Below are 17320 nucleotides of genomic sequence, written 5' to 3'. Positions count from 1 at the left end.
TAGTTACCTATTATTTGATCTATTTTTATGATAAATAGGCTTGTCCTATTTTTGTGCTACATAAAACAGGGAACAACAGTGAATAAAATATTTATTATTAACGGAGGGCAGCGGTTTGCCCATTCTAACGGAGCTTTTAACGAGACGGTCAGCAAGACAACACAAGCCTTTTTTGAAGCAATGGATGATGTAGAGTTAAAAATGACGAATATTGCTGAAGGCTATGTGCCAGATCGAGAGGTAGAGAAATTCGTATGGGCTGACATTGTTATCTACCATACACCCATATGGTGGTTTCAGTTGCCTTTCGGATTTAAAAAATATATTGACGAGGTGTTCACGGCCGGACATCAGCGTGGTATCTACCGCAGTGACGGTCGCCGATCAGCCGATCCGACAATCAATTATGGTACAGGTGGTATGCTGCAGGGCACCAAGTACATGGTCACCAGCAGCTGGAATGCACCGGAAACAGCCTTCACGTTGCCCGGCGAGTTTTTTAATGAGCGTAGCGTCGACGACGGCCCGCTCTTCGGTTTCCACCGCATGAATGCTTTTGCGGCTATGCATCCGCTGAAAAGCTTTCATTTCCATGACGTGGAGAAGAATGCGGACGTGGAACGTGACATGCAATTGTATACGAAACATCTGGAGGCGGTGTTTTCCGAAGAATGGGGAATGAAAATTGCTTAACTTCCGGCAGGTTCAGGAGAAATACAAAAAACAAAACGAAATAGATAATCATGGAGTATAGAAAATTAGGAGAAAGTGATTTAAAGCTGTCAACCATTACTTTTGGCGCGTGGGCTGCCGGCGGCTGGATGTGGGGTAGTACCGATAGACATGACGCTGTGGAGGCAATTCGTGCTTCTTATGACGAAGGAGTTACCGCTATTGATACGGCACCTATTTATGGACAAGGCACGAGCGAAGAAATTGTGGGCGAGGCGATCAAAGATATTGCGCGCGACAAGGTGCAGCTATTGACCAAGTTTGGGATGCGTTGGGATCTGCAAAGCCCCAAAGGCGATTTTGCCATGCACACGAAAAATAATAATGGACAAGAAATCGACGTCTACAAATATGCGGCAAAAGAAAGTGTGATTAAAGAAGTGGAGGATAGTTTACAACGCTTGGGCACAGATTACATTGATCTTTTACAAATACATTGGCCTGATAGCACAACGCCGATCAGTGAGACGATGGAGGCAATGGAACTTTTGCTACAACAGGGTAAAATCCGCGCAGCCGGGGTGTGTAACTACAATGTTCAGCAGCTACATGAAGCCCGGGAAAGCTTAGCTATCGTGAGCAATCAAGTTCCCTACAGTATGTTGAATAGGGCTATTGAAAAGGAATTGGTGCCTTATGCCGCAGAGCATACTCTAGGGATCATCGCCTACAGCCCGATGGAGCGCGGATTGCTGACCGGAAAATACCGTGGCGAGACCTCTTTAAATGAAGGTGACCATCGACAGCAGTATTTCAAAAAGTTCCAAGATAAAGATATATCGGGTTTTCTAGACAGTATCCGGCCCTTGGCTGAAGATAAGGGCGCTAGCTTGGCGCAGCTAGTGCTACGCTGGACAACTTTACAACCAGCGATAACTGTGGTGCTAGCTGGCGCGAGAAACAAAGAGCAAGCCGTGTCGAACGCAAAAGCAATGCAGTTTAATCTAAGTGCTTCCGAATTGGCAATGATTGGAGAAGCTTTAGAAAATTTATAAAGCAGATATGTCCTGAATGCGTGACAGAGGAGGTCGCTGATGGACTTTAGAAAAAAATAATAGCAGTTGTAGAGGCGATTTTTAAAATCGCCTTTACTCGTTTTACAGCTTAGACAGTTTAATTAAATCGGTGTGCAGTCGACCCTTGTATAACAATTTGAAAATAAGTGATAAGCTTCTATTGCCGCTCGATGATTGTGCTGCTATAGCCATAGGGTAGGGAATGGTAGCAGCAGGGCATCGGCTTCAGTACCTGCATTGTACAGTTCGGTTGGGTAAAAATACAGTACAGGAGGAAAATCATGCTAATACAGGCTACATCGCTTACCTTTGTATATGTTTTAGGCGTAATCAATATCGAGATGGCAATATGGGATTGAATAATATGAGGGACAGTTTTTTAAGTAATAGTCGCAAGCGCATTTTGCTTGTCTTTTTTGCATTGGTACTGCTCTATCTGGTGACGTATATTATCGATCCATTTTCATCTTATTGGAATGGATATTTTAGTCGTCCATCGACCATTGCGGACCTTCTATTTTCCTTTGTCTTATGTTTTGCCTATTCCGAATCGAGCATCTTTATCAGTGCTAGGCTTAATAAACGTATTTCGTGGACGGTTAGTCCCACGAAACGATTTCTGTTAGAGTCATCGCTTATCTTTTTTAGTGTTTTACTGATTAACCTGATCGCTGATTCTGTGGTTGCTCTTGTTATCGATACCGATTGTGGGGGCATATGGCGCGAGGTATCGATGGAAGAAACACGGGGAATGTTACAATGGACCGTGGTAAGTGTGATGATCGCCTTTATGATTATGGCGGTCAATACCGGAAATTACCTGATCCAAAATTGGAAAAACGCAGCCGTACATGCTGCTGAACTAAACCAATTGGCCACCGAGGCCGAACTTCACTCGCTAAAATTACAGATAGACCCACATTTTGTGTTCAACAACCTCTCGGTACTTTCCGAACTTATTCTAGAAGATCAACAATTGGGTTACGAATATGCCGAAAACTTTTCCAAGATATACCGCTATATGTTGGTCAATTCTAAGCGAGATATGATTTCCTTGGAAGATGAGCTACGTTTTCTCAACTCCTATATCTTCTTGATTGAAAATAGATTTGGTGAAGGTGTCCAATTTGAAATTAATGTCGCGCCATTAGCCTTATCCCTTTACACGCCACCACTGACCCTGCAATTGCTGGTCGAAAATGCTCTAAAACATAATAAAACAAACAAGAAAGATCCTCTTTTGGTGCGTATCTATACTGAAAACGAAGATACCTTAGTGGTTGAGAATAGCTGTTTGCCGATCGATAAAACGTTGGAGACGTCGGGTATCGGCATTGAAAATATCAAACGGCGGTACGCTTTGCTGTCTGTGCGTAGGCCGCAGGTGCTTCAAGAAGATAATTTATTTAAAGTCATTATTCCTCTAATACAGCGATGATAGCGAAAATTGTAATCATTGAAGATGAAAAACCTAACGCCGATCGTTTACGGCGTCTGTTGAAGGTGCTCTATCCAGAGGCAGAAATTCTAGCGGTGTTGGATTGTATTGCCGATAGTATCAAATGGTTCTCCTATCATCCGCATCCGGATGTGGTCTTGATGGATGTGCGGCTGTCGGATGGTTTAAGCTTTGAGATATTCGACAAAGTGAGTATAGCTGCGCCCGTAGTATTTACAACGGCCTACGACGAATATGCACTTCGTGCGTTCAAGCACAATGGTATCGACTATTTGTTGAAGCCGATTGAATCCGATGAGTTAAAAGCGGCGCTTACCAAAGTGGAACACGGACAGCTTTCGGTGATGCAAAATGTTTCTTTGGGCAGTGTGTTGGAACTTTTTAAGCCTAAGGAATATAGAAAGCGATTTCTGTTGCCATTTCGGGATGGCTACAAAACAGTGCTGTTGGAAGATATTGCTTTCTTTTACTCGGAATTAAAAATTACGCGAGCAAAGCTGCGTGACGGGCAGGAGGAGATTATACCGCAGACGATGGAAGAACTGGAGCAACAGTTGGATCCCAAACTGTTTTTTCGGGCCAACCGCCAATTTATTGTTCATGTCGACGCTATTGTGCGAGTACACAATTACTTCAATGGCAAGCTCAAACTGGAGATCAAGAAAAACCCTACTGTAGAAGTTGTCGTCAGTCGCGATAAAGCCATGTTACTCAAGAATTGGCTAGACTTTTAATTTTTTATGATGAAATATATGTATTTGGCCTTAGCCATTCTTCTCGAAGTGACCGGATCAAGTTTTTTGCAGGTGTCCAAAGGATTTTCAAAACCTGTGCCCACTATCGTGATGGTTTTAGCCTACATCGCTTGCTTCTTCTTTCTGTCACAAGCGCTAAAATACATTCCTTTAGGGATCGCATACGCGATATGGGCGGGCTTGGGAATTGTGCTTACGGCAGCAGTTTCCGTCGTGATTTTTAAGCAGACCCTAGATTTGCCTGCAGTATTGGGCATGCTCCTGATCATTAGTGGCGTGATTGTCATCAACGCCTTTTCTAAGACGGCAGGCCATTAACTGATTTGTTCGGGAGGGCTAGGCTGTTTAGAAAGTGATTAATCGAATCTCTTCTCAGGCTCTTGTCTTTTTATCGATTTGGCAGATAAGTGTGCTGTTTGTCTCCTTTAAACTTACCCTGAAAACCGATGTCGATTCGGTACCAAAAAACAACGGTTCGGTCAAATAATTCTATTTTTCATTTCCCAGTTTTTGTTGTTTTGTCGCTGAAAATATAACTCGGTAAACATGACAACGCGATTTTTATTACTAAAGAAGGGAGCAGCCTACTTGCTGTGTGCTCTCTTGTTATCTTCTTGTGCTGGCCATCAACAGGAAAGTTATGAGTCGGCTCCGGTAGATGTCGATTTTATGGCCGTGCAACCAACGGATGCAGCGGTAGAACAGCGGTATCCGGGTACGATAGAAGGTCTGGTAAATGTTGATGTCAAAGCACAGGTGTCGGGTTATTTAGCAACGATCTATGTAAAAGAAGGTGACTATGTGCAACAGGGGCAGACGCTTTTTAAGATCAAAGATGATGTGTACAACGAGCAGGTTGAAAATAGCCAAGCACAGTTATTGGCTGCTCAGGCAGCCGAAGAGAGTGCGCGCATTGAATTACAAAAGATAAAACCTTTGGTGACGGGCAAGGTGGTAACCGAACTGCAATTGCAAACGGCAGAGGCGAACTATGCTGCAGCCAAAGCACAGGTGGCACAGGCCAAAGCAACGCTCGGATCATCCCGCATAAATGCGGGCTTTACGTTAATTAAAGCACCCGTGAGCGGCTATATTGGCCGTATTCCTAATCGCGTGGGCAACCTGATTACGCCAACCGATGCTACGCCACTCACCACCCTTTCGGAAATCAACCAGGTGCTGGTTTACTTCTCCTTAAGTGAAGCGGATTATATCGCCTTTATGCAAGATCAGCAGGAAGACGCCGGGATGAACACTGTTGAGCTCATTATGGCGACGGGGACGGTCTATGCGCAAACAGGACGTATCGAATCGGCCAGTGGTAATGTCGATCGGATGACGGGGAGTGTACCGCTTAAAGCTGTTTTTGCCAATCCAGATCGGGTTTTGCGTTCGGGAGGTTCGGGCAAGATCGTGATTCGGAAAAACCTGAAACAGGTACTTACCATTCCGATGGCTAGTGTAAAAGATATTCAGAATAAATATTTTGTGTTTGCACTGGCAGATAGCAACAAGGTCGCCATGAAACCTATCGAGATCGCTGGACACACGGCCGATCAGTATATCGTTAAATCGGGGCTGCAGGCTGGTGAAAAGATTGCCCTAAACCGGATTGATGTGTTAGCCGAGGGTATGCCGGTGAAGCCTACAGCAGGAAAACAAGCAGCTGCGCAGCAGTAATAGGCTACACGACACGATTAAATAGAATAAGATGTTAAAGAAAATTATAGATAGACCGGTATTTGCCACGGTAATTTCTGTGGTGATCGTCATACTGGGTGTTATCGGTATGATCAGTTTGCCGATAACCCGCTTTCCCGATATTGCACCACCTACCGTTATGGTTAGTGGTAGCTATCCGGGAGGAAACAGTGAAGCCGTGATCCGCTCTGTGGTAACGCCACTGGAAGAGCAGATTAACGGGGTAGAAAATATGCAATACATTACCTCTACCGCGAGTAATGATGGTACTTTTTCGGTGCGTATTGTCTTTAAGCAGGGGGTAGACCCTGACCAAGCTGCTGTAAACGTGCAAAACCGTGTGCAACAAGCGACGCCTATACTGCCGCAGGAAGTGGTACGCATGGGCTTGACCACCTCCAAGCAGCAGAATAGTATGATTATGATCTTCAACGTGTATACTGAAGATAACGCAAAGTACGACGAGCTGTTTCTGCAAAACTATGTCAATATCAACTTGATTCCGCAGATCAAGCGTGTGCCGGGCGTGGGTCAGGCGCAGGTATTCGGTATGAAAGACTATTCCATGCGGGTATGGTTAAATCCGGAACGTATGGCTAACTATGGCCTTATTCCACAAGATGTAACGGCAGCTATTGCAAGTCAAAGTTTGGAATCGGCTCCCGGAAAGTTGGGCGAAGAATCAAAAGCTGCGCTGGAATATGTGATTCGTTATAAAGGGAAGAAAAATCTTCCGGAGCAATATGAGCAAATCGTCGTCAAGCGAAATGGAGCAGATCTCGTACGGTTGAAGGATGTCGCGCGGATCGAGTTTGGCTCGATTAGCTACAGTGGAGACAACTCCATGAACGGGAAAAATGCCGTAACGGTTGCTATTTTGCAAACATCAGGCTCCAATGCCAACGCTATTGAGGTAGGCGTTCGCGAAGAAATTTTGCGCGCTTCTCGTACATTCCCTCCGGGCATTAAGTACGGCAGTGTGATGAGTACGAAAGACCGCCTTGATGAAGCAACCGGACAGGTTAAATCGACCTTGATCGAAGCATTTATTTTGGTGTTTATCGTCGTGTTCTTGTTTTTGCAAGATTTCCGTTCCACCATTATTCCGGCCATTGCGGTGCCGGTGGCCATTGTGGGGACTTTCTTTTTCTTATTGATTTTTGGTTTTACCATCAATATCCTGACGCTTTTTGCATTGGTGCTCGCTATCGGTATTGTGGTCGATGATGCGATTGTCGTGGTCGAAGCGGTGCATAGTAAGATGGAAGGTAGTACGCTTACGGGACGTGAGGCTACCCATCAGGCAATGAGTGAAATTACCGGTGCCGTTATTTCGATTACCATGGTTATGGCTGCGGTGTTTATTCCGATTGGTTTTATGACGGGGTCTTCCGGTCTTTTTTACAAGCAGTTTGCCTACACATTAGCCATTGCAATTATTATTTCAGCGGTCAATGCCTTGACGCTAACGCCAGCACTGTGTGCCTTGCTGCTTAAAAATGAGCATGGAGATGGCACACATGGCGACGCTAAGCCTCAAGGCTTTGGAAAGCGCTTTTTTGTGGCGTTTAATTCCAGCTTTGAGAATATGACCAATCGTTATGTTGGAGGAGTGCGTTTCCTTGCTGCAAAAAAATGGCTCGCTGCGCTGCTTATCTTGATTACTGTTGCCGCGGCCGGTTATTTGATGAACAGTACATCGCGCAGCTTTGTACCAATGGAAGATGATAATTTTATTGTCTATAGTTTGAGTATGCCTCCCGGTACCGCACTTGATCGTACTACGGCTGTCGCCAAACGAATTGACAGCTTGCTCACGGATATGGAGGCTGTAGAGAGCAATTCAGGGATCACAGGTTTCAATATTTTGAATAATAGTGCCGGACCGGCCTATGCTCTGGGCTTCGTGAAGCTGAAAGAGCCTAAAGCGCGTGGTGAGGTCAAAGATATTGAAGTGATCAATGGTATGATTTCCGAAAAATTTGCCGCTATTAAAGAAGGTACAGCCATGGCATTTCGTATGCCGCCAGTAGATGGCTATGGGGTTACCTCCGGTGCGGAGCTTGTCTTGCAAGACCGTATGGGAAAAGACCCGGCTTCGCTAAAGGCCATGGCCGATAATGTAATCGGACAGATTATGCAGATGCCGGGGGTGCAATATGCATACACGATGTTCCGTGCTGATTTTCCGCAATTAGAATTAGAGGTGGATGAGGAAAAAGCGGCGCAGATGGGTGTTGACGTCAGTACGATGTTGGGTGCTATCCAGACGTATTTTTCGGGTGATCAATCGCTCAATTTCTCGCGTTTCGGTAAGTTTTATCGCATCAATATCAAGGCCGATGGGGTATTCCGCATGGATCAAGAGGCGTTTAATGAGATCTTCGTGCGCAATGATCAGGGACAGATGTTGCCTGTGAAATCGCTCGTGACCTTAAGTAAGGTATATGGACCGGAGTCTGTTAGTCGCTACAATCTCTACAACTCGTTGACAATTAATGTCGTGGCAAATCCCGGTACGAGCAATGGAGCCATCATGGATGGTTTGGAGAAAAACGTGTTGAGCAAGTTGCCGAGAGACTATAGTTACGAGTGGACAGGCTTGAGCTTGGAGGAAAAGTCTTCCGGCAATCAAACGGTTTTCATCTTAACCTTGAGTCTGCTATTTGTGTATTTCCTGCTTTCCGCGCAGTACGAAAGTTACCTCCTGCCATTGGCGGTACTCTTGTCTATTCCGACCGGTATTATCGGGGCGTTTCTGGGTATCAAAGCGATCGGTTTAGATAATAATATTTATGTACAGGTAGGCTTAATCATGTTGATCGGCTTGTTGGCAAAAAATGCGATCCTGATTATCGAGTTCGCGGTACAGCGCCGTCGGGCTGGATTATCCATCAAAGATGCGGCATTGGAAGGAGCGAAGGCCCGCTTACGGCCAATTATCATGACATCATTGGCCTTTATGGTTGGTATGATTCCGCTAATGCTGGCCACAGGCGGTGCTGCCTCCGGAAATAAGTCCATCAGCACGGGGGCGGCGATGGGTATGCTTAGTGGCGTGCTACTAGGCGTGTTTGTGATCCCATTGCTTTTTATGTTTTTCCAGTATTTACAGGAAAAAATAGGACGAAAAAATAAAGTAGATAGTTTAAAAGGATAGTGTATATGCATAGTTCAAGATTACATACAATAGGATGGACGCTAGGCTTGCTTTGCTTCGTTGCTTCGTGCAATGTAGGCAAGCGCTACAGCCGCCCAGCGTTGGATATGCCGTCGGAATATAGCCAACCTGTGCTTTCGCTTACTGCGGATACCGTGGTGCTGCCTTGGAAAACATTTTTTAAAGACCCCATCTTACTCGATTTGATTGATCGGGCCTTGGAAAAGAATAACGATCTGGCCGTCGCTTTACTTAACATGCAGCAGGTAGACTTAACGTATCAGCGTGCTAAACGGGAGCTCTTGCCCATCCTAAACTTGCAAGTGGGCGCTTCCCGCAATTGGTTTTCGAGCAACTCACTAAATGGATCGTTGGGCGAGCAGTTTTTGGGTAGTGACTTTTTGGATGATTATAGCGCAACCTTGCAATTGCAGTGGGAAGCGGATATTTGGGGTAAGGCCAAAAAGCAAAAGGAAGAAGCCTTGGCGCAGTACTTTGCGCAGCAAGAAAATGTAGCTGCCTTACGCACGCGTATTATAGCGCAGGTGGCGCAGGCTTATTATAACCTGCTCGCGCTGGATGAACAGGTGGATGTAGCCCATAAAAATATCGAGATGAGTACCGTCACGCTGCAAATGATCGAGCTGCAGTACCAATCTGCACAGGTCAATTCCTTAGCGGTCGATCAGGCCAATGCGCAAAAGAAGACAGCAGAGCTGCTGCTGCCCTTGGCGAAACAGCAGATTGCTGTGCAGGAGCATGCGTTAAGTATTTTATGTGGGCAGTACCCAGCGCCTGTTTCACGAACGGGATCGCTAAAAGAGGCAACACCTACGGCGCTTTTCGCGTCGGGTGTTCCGGCGGCGTTATTGAGCCGTCGCCCCGATGTGAAAGCTGCCGAGTTTGCTGTTGTCGCAGCTAATGCGCGTACAGGCTTGGCGCAAGCGGCGATGTACCCAACGATCAGCCTTTCGCCATCGATCGGTGCCAATTCGTTCGAGTTTAATAGCTGGTTTGACTTGCCGGGGTCGTTGGTGAAAAATGTTGGTGCAAATCTTACGCAGCCGCTCTTTCAAAAGGGGGCACTTAAAACGGCACACGAGATAGCCAAACTGGAACAGCAGAAGGCTGCTGTACAGTTTAAACAGTCGGTCATGACGGCTGTTGCTGAAGTGTCAGATGCTTTGGCGATTGTATCGCATAGTGACGAACGGTTGGTCTTGATTGCCGAAAAAACAGCTTCGCTTAGTAAGGCTTCCAATGATGCGCTGCTCTTGTACCAAAATGGTATGGCCAACTACCTCGAGGTGATTACGGCACAAAGCAATGCATTACAAAATGAATTGGATGCTATTGCCATACATCGTGATAAATTGCAGGCCATGACTGATTTGTACCGCGCATTGGGCGGTGGAGTAGAGTAAGCAGGGCGATCTCTTTATCGGGATAGGCGGCCGAGGCAAGCAACCGAGTGATGGCGGAGCGGTTTCCGTAAAGGAAATTTCTCCGCCAACACCTTACTTAATCAAATCCAAATACAGTATAGGTGTAATCACGATGGGGGCTTTATCGGTCAGCACCAGCGTAACTTCATGCTGCACGGCAAGTCCGCCTTTATTTCCTAACATCGTAAAGCCATCGGCTTGCTCGATGGCTAGCGTAGAGCGGGTGTTGAAGAAGGTTTCAATCGCGACAACAGATCCTTTGCGAAAGCGCCGTTTATCGGCCGGATCTCGGTAGTTTAAAATATCGGTTGGTTCTTCATGCAAGGCTTTGCCTAAACCATGGCCGCCTAGATTTTTTATCACGTAAAAACCTGCGGCCTTAGCCTGCTTTTCCATATAGGCACCTACCTCATTAATACGCATGCCAGAGCGCATTTGTTTGATAAGCCCCTGTAAGGTTTGGATCGAGCAATCCAGTAATTTTTGATGCGGCTGTCTACTCGAGCCCACTATACGCGAAGCGCCATTGTCGGCCCAAAAGCCATTCCATTCGGCCGAAACATCAATGTTAACTAAATCACCATCTTGCAGAATAATATCCTGTGCGGGGATACCGTGGGCTGCCACGTTGTTAACGCTGATACAGGTGTTCCCCGGGAAATTATACGTTAACCGCGGTGCCGAGCGTGCGCCTTTTGCCGTCAAATATGCCCCGCCTAAATCATCCAACTCCTTGGTGCTTATGCCCGGGCGTACCTGTTCCAGCATATAATGCAGTGTTTCCGCCACTATATGTCCTGCTTGTTTCAACATGCTGAGCTCTTGCTCGTTGGCTACGATCATCTCTTTTTTATTTCAAAGATACGTGGATGCATTTGTCGCTAGGTAGTAAATTTTGGACAGCATAAATCGTGTTAAAAATGGTTACCTTTGTAAACGATGCCTATACAATGTCTTACGTCGATACGGTTTTCTTTTGATCAGGAGTGCGTAAGCCTTCCGATAGATCCCTGTATGGAGACAATTGTTGCCGGGGTGTACCAATTTGATTTGACCAGTTTAGGTGCTGAAGTTGCGCTTTTTAACGACGGATTTCCAGCCTTGATCATTCTTCCCAATCGCAATCTTAAAAGTACCTGCCGCATTCAAGGTGAATTTTTGGATCTAGATGCCATTTGGTTTGCCGCAGGAGCGATCAATCAAAGTTACTGGCAGCCACCAACAGCAGCAGAAAATGAAAAATTAACCATTGTGCGCTTTTTCCCATCTGCTTGGCAGGCACTCTTCGGTAAGCAGGCGATTGTTCAGCCTTACATACATAATCTGGTCGACTACCATGCGGGGTTGGCAGCGGTTTTTCAGCAAATTTATGAGGGGTCGTCTTTGATCGAGAGCCTGATGGACTTATTGATGGGTTTGTTTGCGCAACTCACTATCGATCGGGATAGTCTGGCCTTTGATCAGATCGCATTTCACTTGGACCGAAATGATAACGATGGAAATGAAAACGCACCCGGTTTGGCCAATTTTCATCCAAAATGGGTGCAACGACAATTTAAGCGTAGCATGGGGATGAGTCCTTATCAATTTGAGCAATTAAAGCGGTTTATCGCCGCATACGAATGTCTTCAAAAAGATGTAGCGCCTAACTTGCACGCTGTCGCTGATGCTTGCGGTTACTACGATGCCAATCATCTAGTCAAAGATTTTAACAAGTATTTAGGAATGTCGCCAAGGCATTATTTTAAAGCAAGTGCGCAGCAATAGGTATGGAAAATCATTTCGAAAGCCCCTTTAGCGGCAAGATTATCGCCGAGCATAATACAAACCCCAACATTATAGCGGGTAAGTTTAGCTATTATTCCGGTTATTATCACGGCCACGCTTTTGAAGATTGTGCGCGTTACCTTTTTCCAGATCGGGATGACGTGGATAAGCTAATTATCGGGAATTACTGTTCCATCGGTACAGGCGTATCCTTTATTATGGCGGGCAATCAAGGGCATCGCAGCGATTGGATCTCTACTTTTCCATTTTATTTCATGGATGAAGTTGATACTTTTGCAGACAGTTTAAATGGCTATCAACCCGCTGGCGATACGTTGGTTGGTCATGATGTTTGGATTGGCGCCGAAGCGATGATTATGCCGGGAGTTAGCATTGGTGATGGTGCTATCATCGGTAGCCGCGCGTTGGTAACTCGAGATGTAGCTCCCTACAGCATTGTAGCGGGAAATCCGGCGAAGGAAATTCGCAAACGTTTTGAGGCAACCATGATTGATAAATTGCTGGAGATAAAATGGTGGCACTGGGATAGCGAAAAAGTAGCCACAGCGATGCCTCTGATCTGCTCGGCCAATGTAGAAGCCTTGTACCTGTTTCATTACATGTACGACCAAGCTTAATTACCTGCTTCCGTTCATCCTTATCACAGATCTTAAAAAATTAGTCAGAAAGTTTTAGGGCAGTAAGTGCTGCCAAGCGTCAGTGAGATGTTCGATGATATCTGTTGCCGTTATACTTTTTTGATGGATATTGTTTGCCGCGCAGTCGCCCGCTAATCCATGCAGGTAAACTCCGAGAATCGCGGCATCGGCAGCGCTGTAATCCTGCGCTAGGAGCGAAGCAATAACGCCCGATAGGACGTCGCCTGCACCTGCGGTGGCCATGCCTGGATTTCCGGTAGAGTTAAAATGAATTTCACCATTGGGAAGTACGATCGCCGTGTTTGCTCCCTTGATGACGACGATTTGCTGATAACGATTGGCCCATTCGCTGGTTTTCTCCAATTTTTCAAAATCATTTTCCCAACTGCCGATCAAGCGTTGCAATTCCTTTGGATGCGGAGTCAAAATGCTACACTTAGGCAGCATGCTTAGCCAAGACTGATGAAGGGATAATATATTCAGCGCATCGGCATCGAGCAGCAATTTTGGCGCTTGTTCTTTTTCCTGTAAATCGCTCAATAGCTGGTATAGCGCCTGTTGGCTTGCTTCGGCAGTACCCATGCCCATGCCTATGGCCAATGCTTTGTATGCTGCGGTATCCATCGAGTAGGTTGTGATGAGCTGTTCGGCGGGGTCGGTTTTGACCAGCGCTTCGGGCAGTGCTGTTTGTACAATTTGATAACCACAGCGCGGTACGTAGCTCGTGACCAAGCCACAACCTGTTTTAAATGCCGCGCGGCTTGCCAACACAATCGCTCCAATACTGCCATAGCTGCCTCCGGCTATAAGCGCGTGACCAAAAGTGCCTTTATGAGAAAATTTCGTTAGTGGCTTCACTATTTTTTTGATAGCAACGCTTGTGCTGTAAAGCCTATTGGTTGGAATCTCGGCTAATGCGTCCGCATCTAAGCCGATGTCGAGTATTACAAAATCTCCGGTCAGCGGTCCATACATGGGCAGTAACAGCGGTAGTTTAACCGTGGCGAGGGTATAGGTGCGATCTGCCCTGATCACCAGTGCATCGGGTGGGGTAGGCTCGTCTGCGCGTAAACCGGAAGGGATATCAATCGCAAACACGCGATTGCTTGTCGCGTTGATCTGCCCAAAGAGTGCGGCCCAACTTTCATCGAGCAAGCGCGATAAGCCGTAGCCAAAAAGCGCGTCGATGACAATACTTTTCTCGGTAAAATGCAGTGTACTCGCTTTATTGATCTTGATAATGGGAACAGCACATGCTTCAAGGCGTTTCTGGTTGATTAGGTTGTCTTGGCTGTAAGTAGGGTGCTCAAGCAGGTACACCGTCACCTCGTGTCCAGCCTGCTGTAGTAAGCGAGCCAATACCAGTCCGTCGCCACCATTATTGCCAAATCCACATAATATTTCCGCTTTACAGGCGCATTCACCAAATACTCGTTGAAGCTCGTTGTATAGCATTCTACCCGCACGTTCCATTAATGCAGCTTCCGGCAATTGTTGCTTTAAAATGGTTTCTTGTTCGATGGTGCGGATATCTTGTGCGGAAAGAATTTTCATGAATGTCTTTTTTTAATCTATGTTTCTATTAACTATGGTGTTATACGGCGGAGATTTAAGTCTTGAAAATCAAAACTAAAATCAATCTCGGGCGATATACCTTTTAGCTTGATGCTTGTCGCTTTTCCGCTTTCCTCGCCTTCAAACGTAGCGAGCACATCGCATTCCATATCGCGATAGTCCCAGCGGACGGCAAAGACATCTTTTTCATAAAAATGCATAGAACCGTTTAGTTTTGGCGAACGTACACTGCGCATCCATAGCGCATCGTCTTTTAAATAAATCTGCATTTCACCAAACCAGTTATCTTGAAAGGAGCCTAAGTATCGTTTGGTGTCGATCTTTTGTGGCTTGAGCGAATCCACTCTTGCCCATACCCGCGTGGTTTCCTCATCGGCCTGATGTATGTTGTCCGCCAAGTATTGCGTATTCTTATCAATCCAAGGTAGCTCATCCAAACCGAAATAGGCATCCATAATGGATCTGCTTATCGCATCGTTAAGCGCGCCGCCGCCATACTCGGTATTCGTCAGCAAAACCATCCCGAGGTTTAGATCGGGTATTAAGATGACCTCCGAAAGCATGCCGGGTAGACCGCCCGAATGTGAAACCACCATATTGCCTCTTATGTCGGTCAAAAACCAACCTAAGCCGTATCCCGAAAAATGTGTTTGGTAGCGTGCAGAACCATGTGCTGCCATGGGGGTGTGTACGGTCCACATTTTAGCTGCATTTTCTGACGAAAACAAGCTGGAGTCTCCGTTGCTATAGTGACCTTTGTTTAGCTGGAGCTGGAGCCATTTTGCCATATCTGCGACATTGGCGTAAATACCACCAGCGGCATTGGTCAATCCGTTATCAAATAGCTGAATGCGCCTCATTTCGCCAGTCGTGGTGCTATGCGGCTTGGCGAGGTTAGTTTGCTGAGCGACAGGCTGACTTCCTATAAATGAACTCGCCATTCCTAGCGGTGTGAGTATACGCTGTTGTATAAAGACCTCGTAAGGTTGGCCGCTTACCCGTTCGATAACTTCGCCGGCTACGATATAAAGCAGATTGTCGTAATCAAACTGTGTGCGAAATGCGGATTCGGGTTGGAAATGCTGAAAAACTTGTAGCACATCGGCAACGGTAAAGTCTGTGCTGTCTGGAAAGAACATCAAGTCGCCTGCGCCAAGTCCCAGTCCGCTTCGGTGTGTCAACAGGTCGGTGATGTTCATGTTCATCGTGACATAGTCGTTGTACATTTTAAACTCCGGAATATGGTCGATCACCTTGTCTTCCCAAGTTAGCTTTCCTTCATCAACCAACATTGCAAGGGCTGCCGAGGTGAACGCTTTACTGTTGGAAGCTATCTGGAAAATCGTTTGGTCATCAACAGGCGCTTGTGTATGCATATCGGCCACGCCATATCCCTTTTGTACAACCGTTTGCCCGTCTTTGACGAGAATAATCGCAGCTCCAGCTACCTGCAATTTAGCAAGTGCGCGATTCATGAGTGAATCAATTTTCTGTTCAGTTATTTGTGCGGAAATTGGTGTGGTTACAGCAAAACTGATCAGGTATGTTAGTAATAGTAAGCAAAATTTCATCGATTTTAATAGTGTTCTTTAGGTGAAAATTAGCGTTGTTCAGCTAATATTACTGTATATGATGACATAAATATAGTAAAATAAAGCGAGCATTTTGGTGGTGATTTGCGCGATCTTATCCCGGTTTTACGGCATAAATTGTACATATATCTGTATATTTGATACCTATAAAATCTTTGAAAAATGAACCAACAAATTGAATTATTCCGCGACAGCAAAAAAACGAGAAACCTTTTTCTTAAATCCGCCGGTTTGTGTATTATTTTGGCCCTTGCGGCGGTGTATAGTTTGGGCGTTTTTGACGGGATTATCAAAATAAAGTTAGCCGTTGTATCTTGCGCGATCTTGGTTATTATGTTGTTTTTCCTGATCAGTTCATTGTTAAAATTGAAAGATAAAGCGGCTTTGGTGGTCATCAATAGTAGAGGCATTTCAGGTTCTACGACACCAGTGTCCAAAGCCTTTGGCGAGATTGCTTGGTCTGATATACAGGATATTCAATTAGAAAAAGTAAGCGGTGATACCCTGGTTGCGTTTACGGTTGAAAATGATAGAAAGTACGCAGATAGATTGTCGAAATCTTATCGGGGGATGGCTTACAAAAAGGAGATTGACAAATATGTGATTATGTACACGGCTTCTGAAATTGAAACAGATGCTCCTAAATTATTTGATCTAGTAAATCAGTATTGGGTGGCAAACAAGTCGAAGTAATAGGCTACGCAACGATTAAAGAACCAGGAAGATGGCGGAGAGCTGTTCTTCGTGACACTCAAAAGCTCTCTTGGCAAGGAAGATTTTAGCGATTTTTTCGTCGCACTAGAAAGGCGTTTACCATCTCCAAGTAAATAGTCGAAGTGATGAACAGCTTAAAACTTGAAAGATGATGAATCGACCAAGAGCTGCGATTGCTGATTCATAAAAGCCGTTAAGCTGAATGATATCAGATTCCCGCTTTTGGTAGAAAATGGGCGTTGTAGAGCTCTATCTGCTTTTTTAGATTTATTCCTTCTTTGTTCATTTGACTGACGATATTGTGCAGCTCTGGAAAGTCTTTAATATGCTTTAAAAGGATATCCTTTGTTTCTTTCTCACGGACATGAACAATATCAAGTCCTTTTTTCAAAAAGGTATAAGTGACCGTTGACTTACCGAATTTTGAACCCGAGCCCATCAAGGCATAGTATCTGTAAAGGGAAATTTTTCCGGACGACAAGACCTGCACAAAATCTTGTGTTATCTTGAAATAGAATATATGTCGAAAATCAAAATCCTTAGCAACCGTAAAGCTATCTTGCCCCATCACGAAGCTTGTTATATCTTCTGTTGTCAATTTTATCTTACTTGCGTTTTTGTCCGATTTGAAAGATACCGAACAGGTACCATAAGGTTTAGGCTTTAATGGAGTCGAGGTATAGTTAAATTTCAATAAACCAGATACCTTTTCGCCTTGTTTTGTGTAATAATGTCCGGGTAAATA

15 protein-coding genes are annotated in these 17320 nt (G+C 45.4%); 11 read left to right on the top strand and 4 right to left on the bottom strand.

Annotated features, from left to right (window positions below; all coding sequences use genetic code 11):
- Positions 1-78: 78 nt before the first annotated feature.
- The 8 genes from SCB77_RS04815 to SCB77_RS04780 all read left to right on the top strand — a co-directional run bounded on the left by SCB77_RS04815 (position 79) and on the right by SCB77_RS04780 (position 10247).
- A complete protein-coding gene (locus SCB77_RS04815) occupies positions 79-693 on the top strand; it encodes an NAD(P)H-dependent oxidoreductase (RefSeq protein ID WP_320185298.1) in 615 nt (204 codons plus the stop codon).
- Between the two features lie 50 nt (positions 694-743).
- Entirely contained in the window at positions 744-1727 is a 984-nt protein-coding gene (locus SCB77_RS04810; protein WP_320185297.1) for an aldo/keto reductase, read from the top strand.
- Positions 1728-2112: 385 nt separating this feature from the next.
- Positions 2113-3186 (top strand): sensor histidine kinase, encoded by a 1074-nt coding sequence (locus tag SCB77_RS04805; RefSeq protein ID WP_320185296.1) that lies wholly within the window; start codon positions 2113-2115, stop codon positions 3184-3186.
- On the top strand, positions 3183-3941 hold the full coding sequence (locus SCB77_RS04800) for a LytR/AlgR family response regulator transcription factor (RefSeq protein ID WP_320185295.1): 759 nt from the start codon (positions 3183-3185) through the stop codon (positions 3939-3941). Before SCB77_RS04805 ends, SCB77_RS04800 begins: the two co-directional genes overlap by 4 nt.
- A 6-nt stretch (positions 3942-3947) precedes the next feature.
- A complete protein-coding gene (locus tag SCB77_RS04795; RefSeq protein ID WP_320185294.1) occupies positions 3948-4280 on the top strand; it encodes a DMT family transporter in 333 nt (110 codons plus the stop codon).
- 228 nt (positions 4281-4508) lie between these two features.
- Positions 4509-5642 (top strand): efflux RND transporter periplasmic adaptor subunit, encoded by a 1134-nt coding sequence (locus SCB77_RS04790; protein ID WP_320185293.1) that lies wholly within the window; start codon positions 4509-4511, stop codon positions 5640-5642.
- A gap of 31 nt (positions 5643-5673) precedes the next feature.
- Positions 5674-8823, top strand: a complete 3150-nt coding sequence (locus SCB77_RS04785; protein ID WP_320185292.1) for an efflux RND transporter permease subunit — start codon at positions 5674-5676, stop codon at positions 8821-8823.
- A gap of 5 nt (positions 8824-8828) precedes the next feature.
- Positions 8829-10247 carry an efflux transporter outer membrane subunit gene (locus tag SCB77_RS04780; RefSeq protein WP_320185291.1) on the top strand — a complete coding sequence of 473 codons (1419 nt, stop codon included), beginning with the start codon at positions 8829-8831 and terminating at the stop codon, positions 10245-10247.
- A gap of 93 nt (positions 10248-10340) precedes the next feature.
- On the opposite strand, the gene map is transcribed toward SCB77_RS04780, so the two are convergent.
- Positions 10341-11111 carry a type I methionyl aminopeptidase gene (gene map, locus SCB77_RS04775; protein ID WP_320185290.1) on the bottom strand — a complete coding sequence of 257 codons (771 nt, stop codon included), beginning with the start codon at positions 11109-11111 and terminating at the stop codon, positions 10341-10343.
- A 171-nt stretch (positions 11112-11282) separates the two neighbouring features.
- On the opposite strand from map, the gene SCB77_RS04770 reads away from it, so the two are divergent.
- Positions 11283-12035, top strand: coding sequence for a helix-turn-helix domain-containing protein (locus SCB77_RS04770; RefSeq protein ID WP_320185289.1), 753 nt, complete (start codon positions 11283-11285; stop codon positions 12033-12035).
- A 2-nt stretch (positions 12036-12037) separates the two neighbouring features.
- Positions 12038-12673 (top strand): type B chloramphenicol O-acetyltransferase, encoded by a 636-nt coding sequence (gene catB / locus SCB77_RS04765; protein ID WP_320185288.1) that lies wholly within the window; start codon positions 12038-12040, stop codon positions 12671-12673.
- Positions 12674-12727: 54 nt separating this feature from the next.
- Here the strand turns inward: catB and SCB77_RS04760 are convergent, their stop codons facing one another.
- Both SCB77_RS04760 and SCB77_RS04755 read right to left on the bottom strand, forming a co-directional pair.
- Positions 12728-14248 (bottom strand): NAD(P)H-hydrate dehydratase, encoded by a 1521-nt coding sequence (locus SCB77_RS04760; RefSeq protein ID WP_320185287.1) that lies wholly within the window; start codon positions 14246-14248, stop codon positions 12728-12730.
- Between the two features lie 32 nt (positions 14249-14280).
- Positions 14281-15840: a serine hydrolase gene (locus tag SCB77_RS04755; RefSeq protein ID WP_320185286.1), complete on the bottom strand. Its 1560-nt coding sequence runs from the start codon at positions 15838-15840 to the stop codon at positions 14281-14283.
- Positions 15841-16023: 183 nt separating this feature from the next.
- On the opposite strand from SCB77_RS04755, the gene SCB77_RS04750 reads away from it, so the two are divergent.
- Positions 16024-16554, top strand: coding sequence for an STM3941 family protein (locus SCB77_RS04750; protein ID WP_320185285.1), 531 nt, complete (start codon positions 16024-16026; stop codon positions 16552-16554).
- A gap of 229 nt (positions 16555-16783) precedes the next feature.
- Here SCB77_RS04750 and SCB77_RS04745 read toward each other — a convergent pair whose 3' ends face one another.
- On the bottom strand, positions 16784-17173 hold the full coding sequence (locus SCB77_RS04745; protein WP_320185284.1) for a hypothetical protein: 390 nt from the start codon (positions 17171-17173) through the stop codon (positions 16784-16786).
- Between the last annotated feature and the right edge of the window lie 147 nt (positions 17174-17320).

It is taken from the genome of Sphingobacterium bambusae (assembly GCF_033955345.1).
In the GTDB taxonomy this organism is placed as follows: domain Bacteria; phylum Bacteroidota; class Bacteroidia; order Sphingobacteriales; family Sphingobacteriaceae; genus Sphingobacterium; species Sphingobacterium bambusae.
This window is presented reverse-complemented; position numbering and strand designations above follow the sequence as displayed.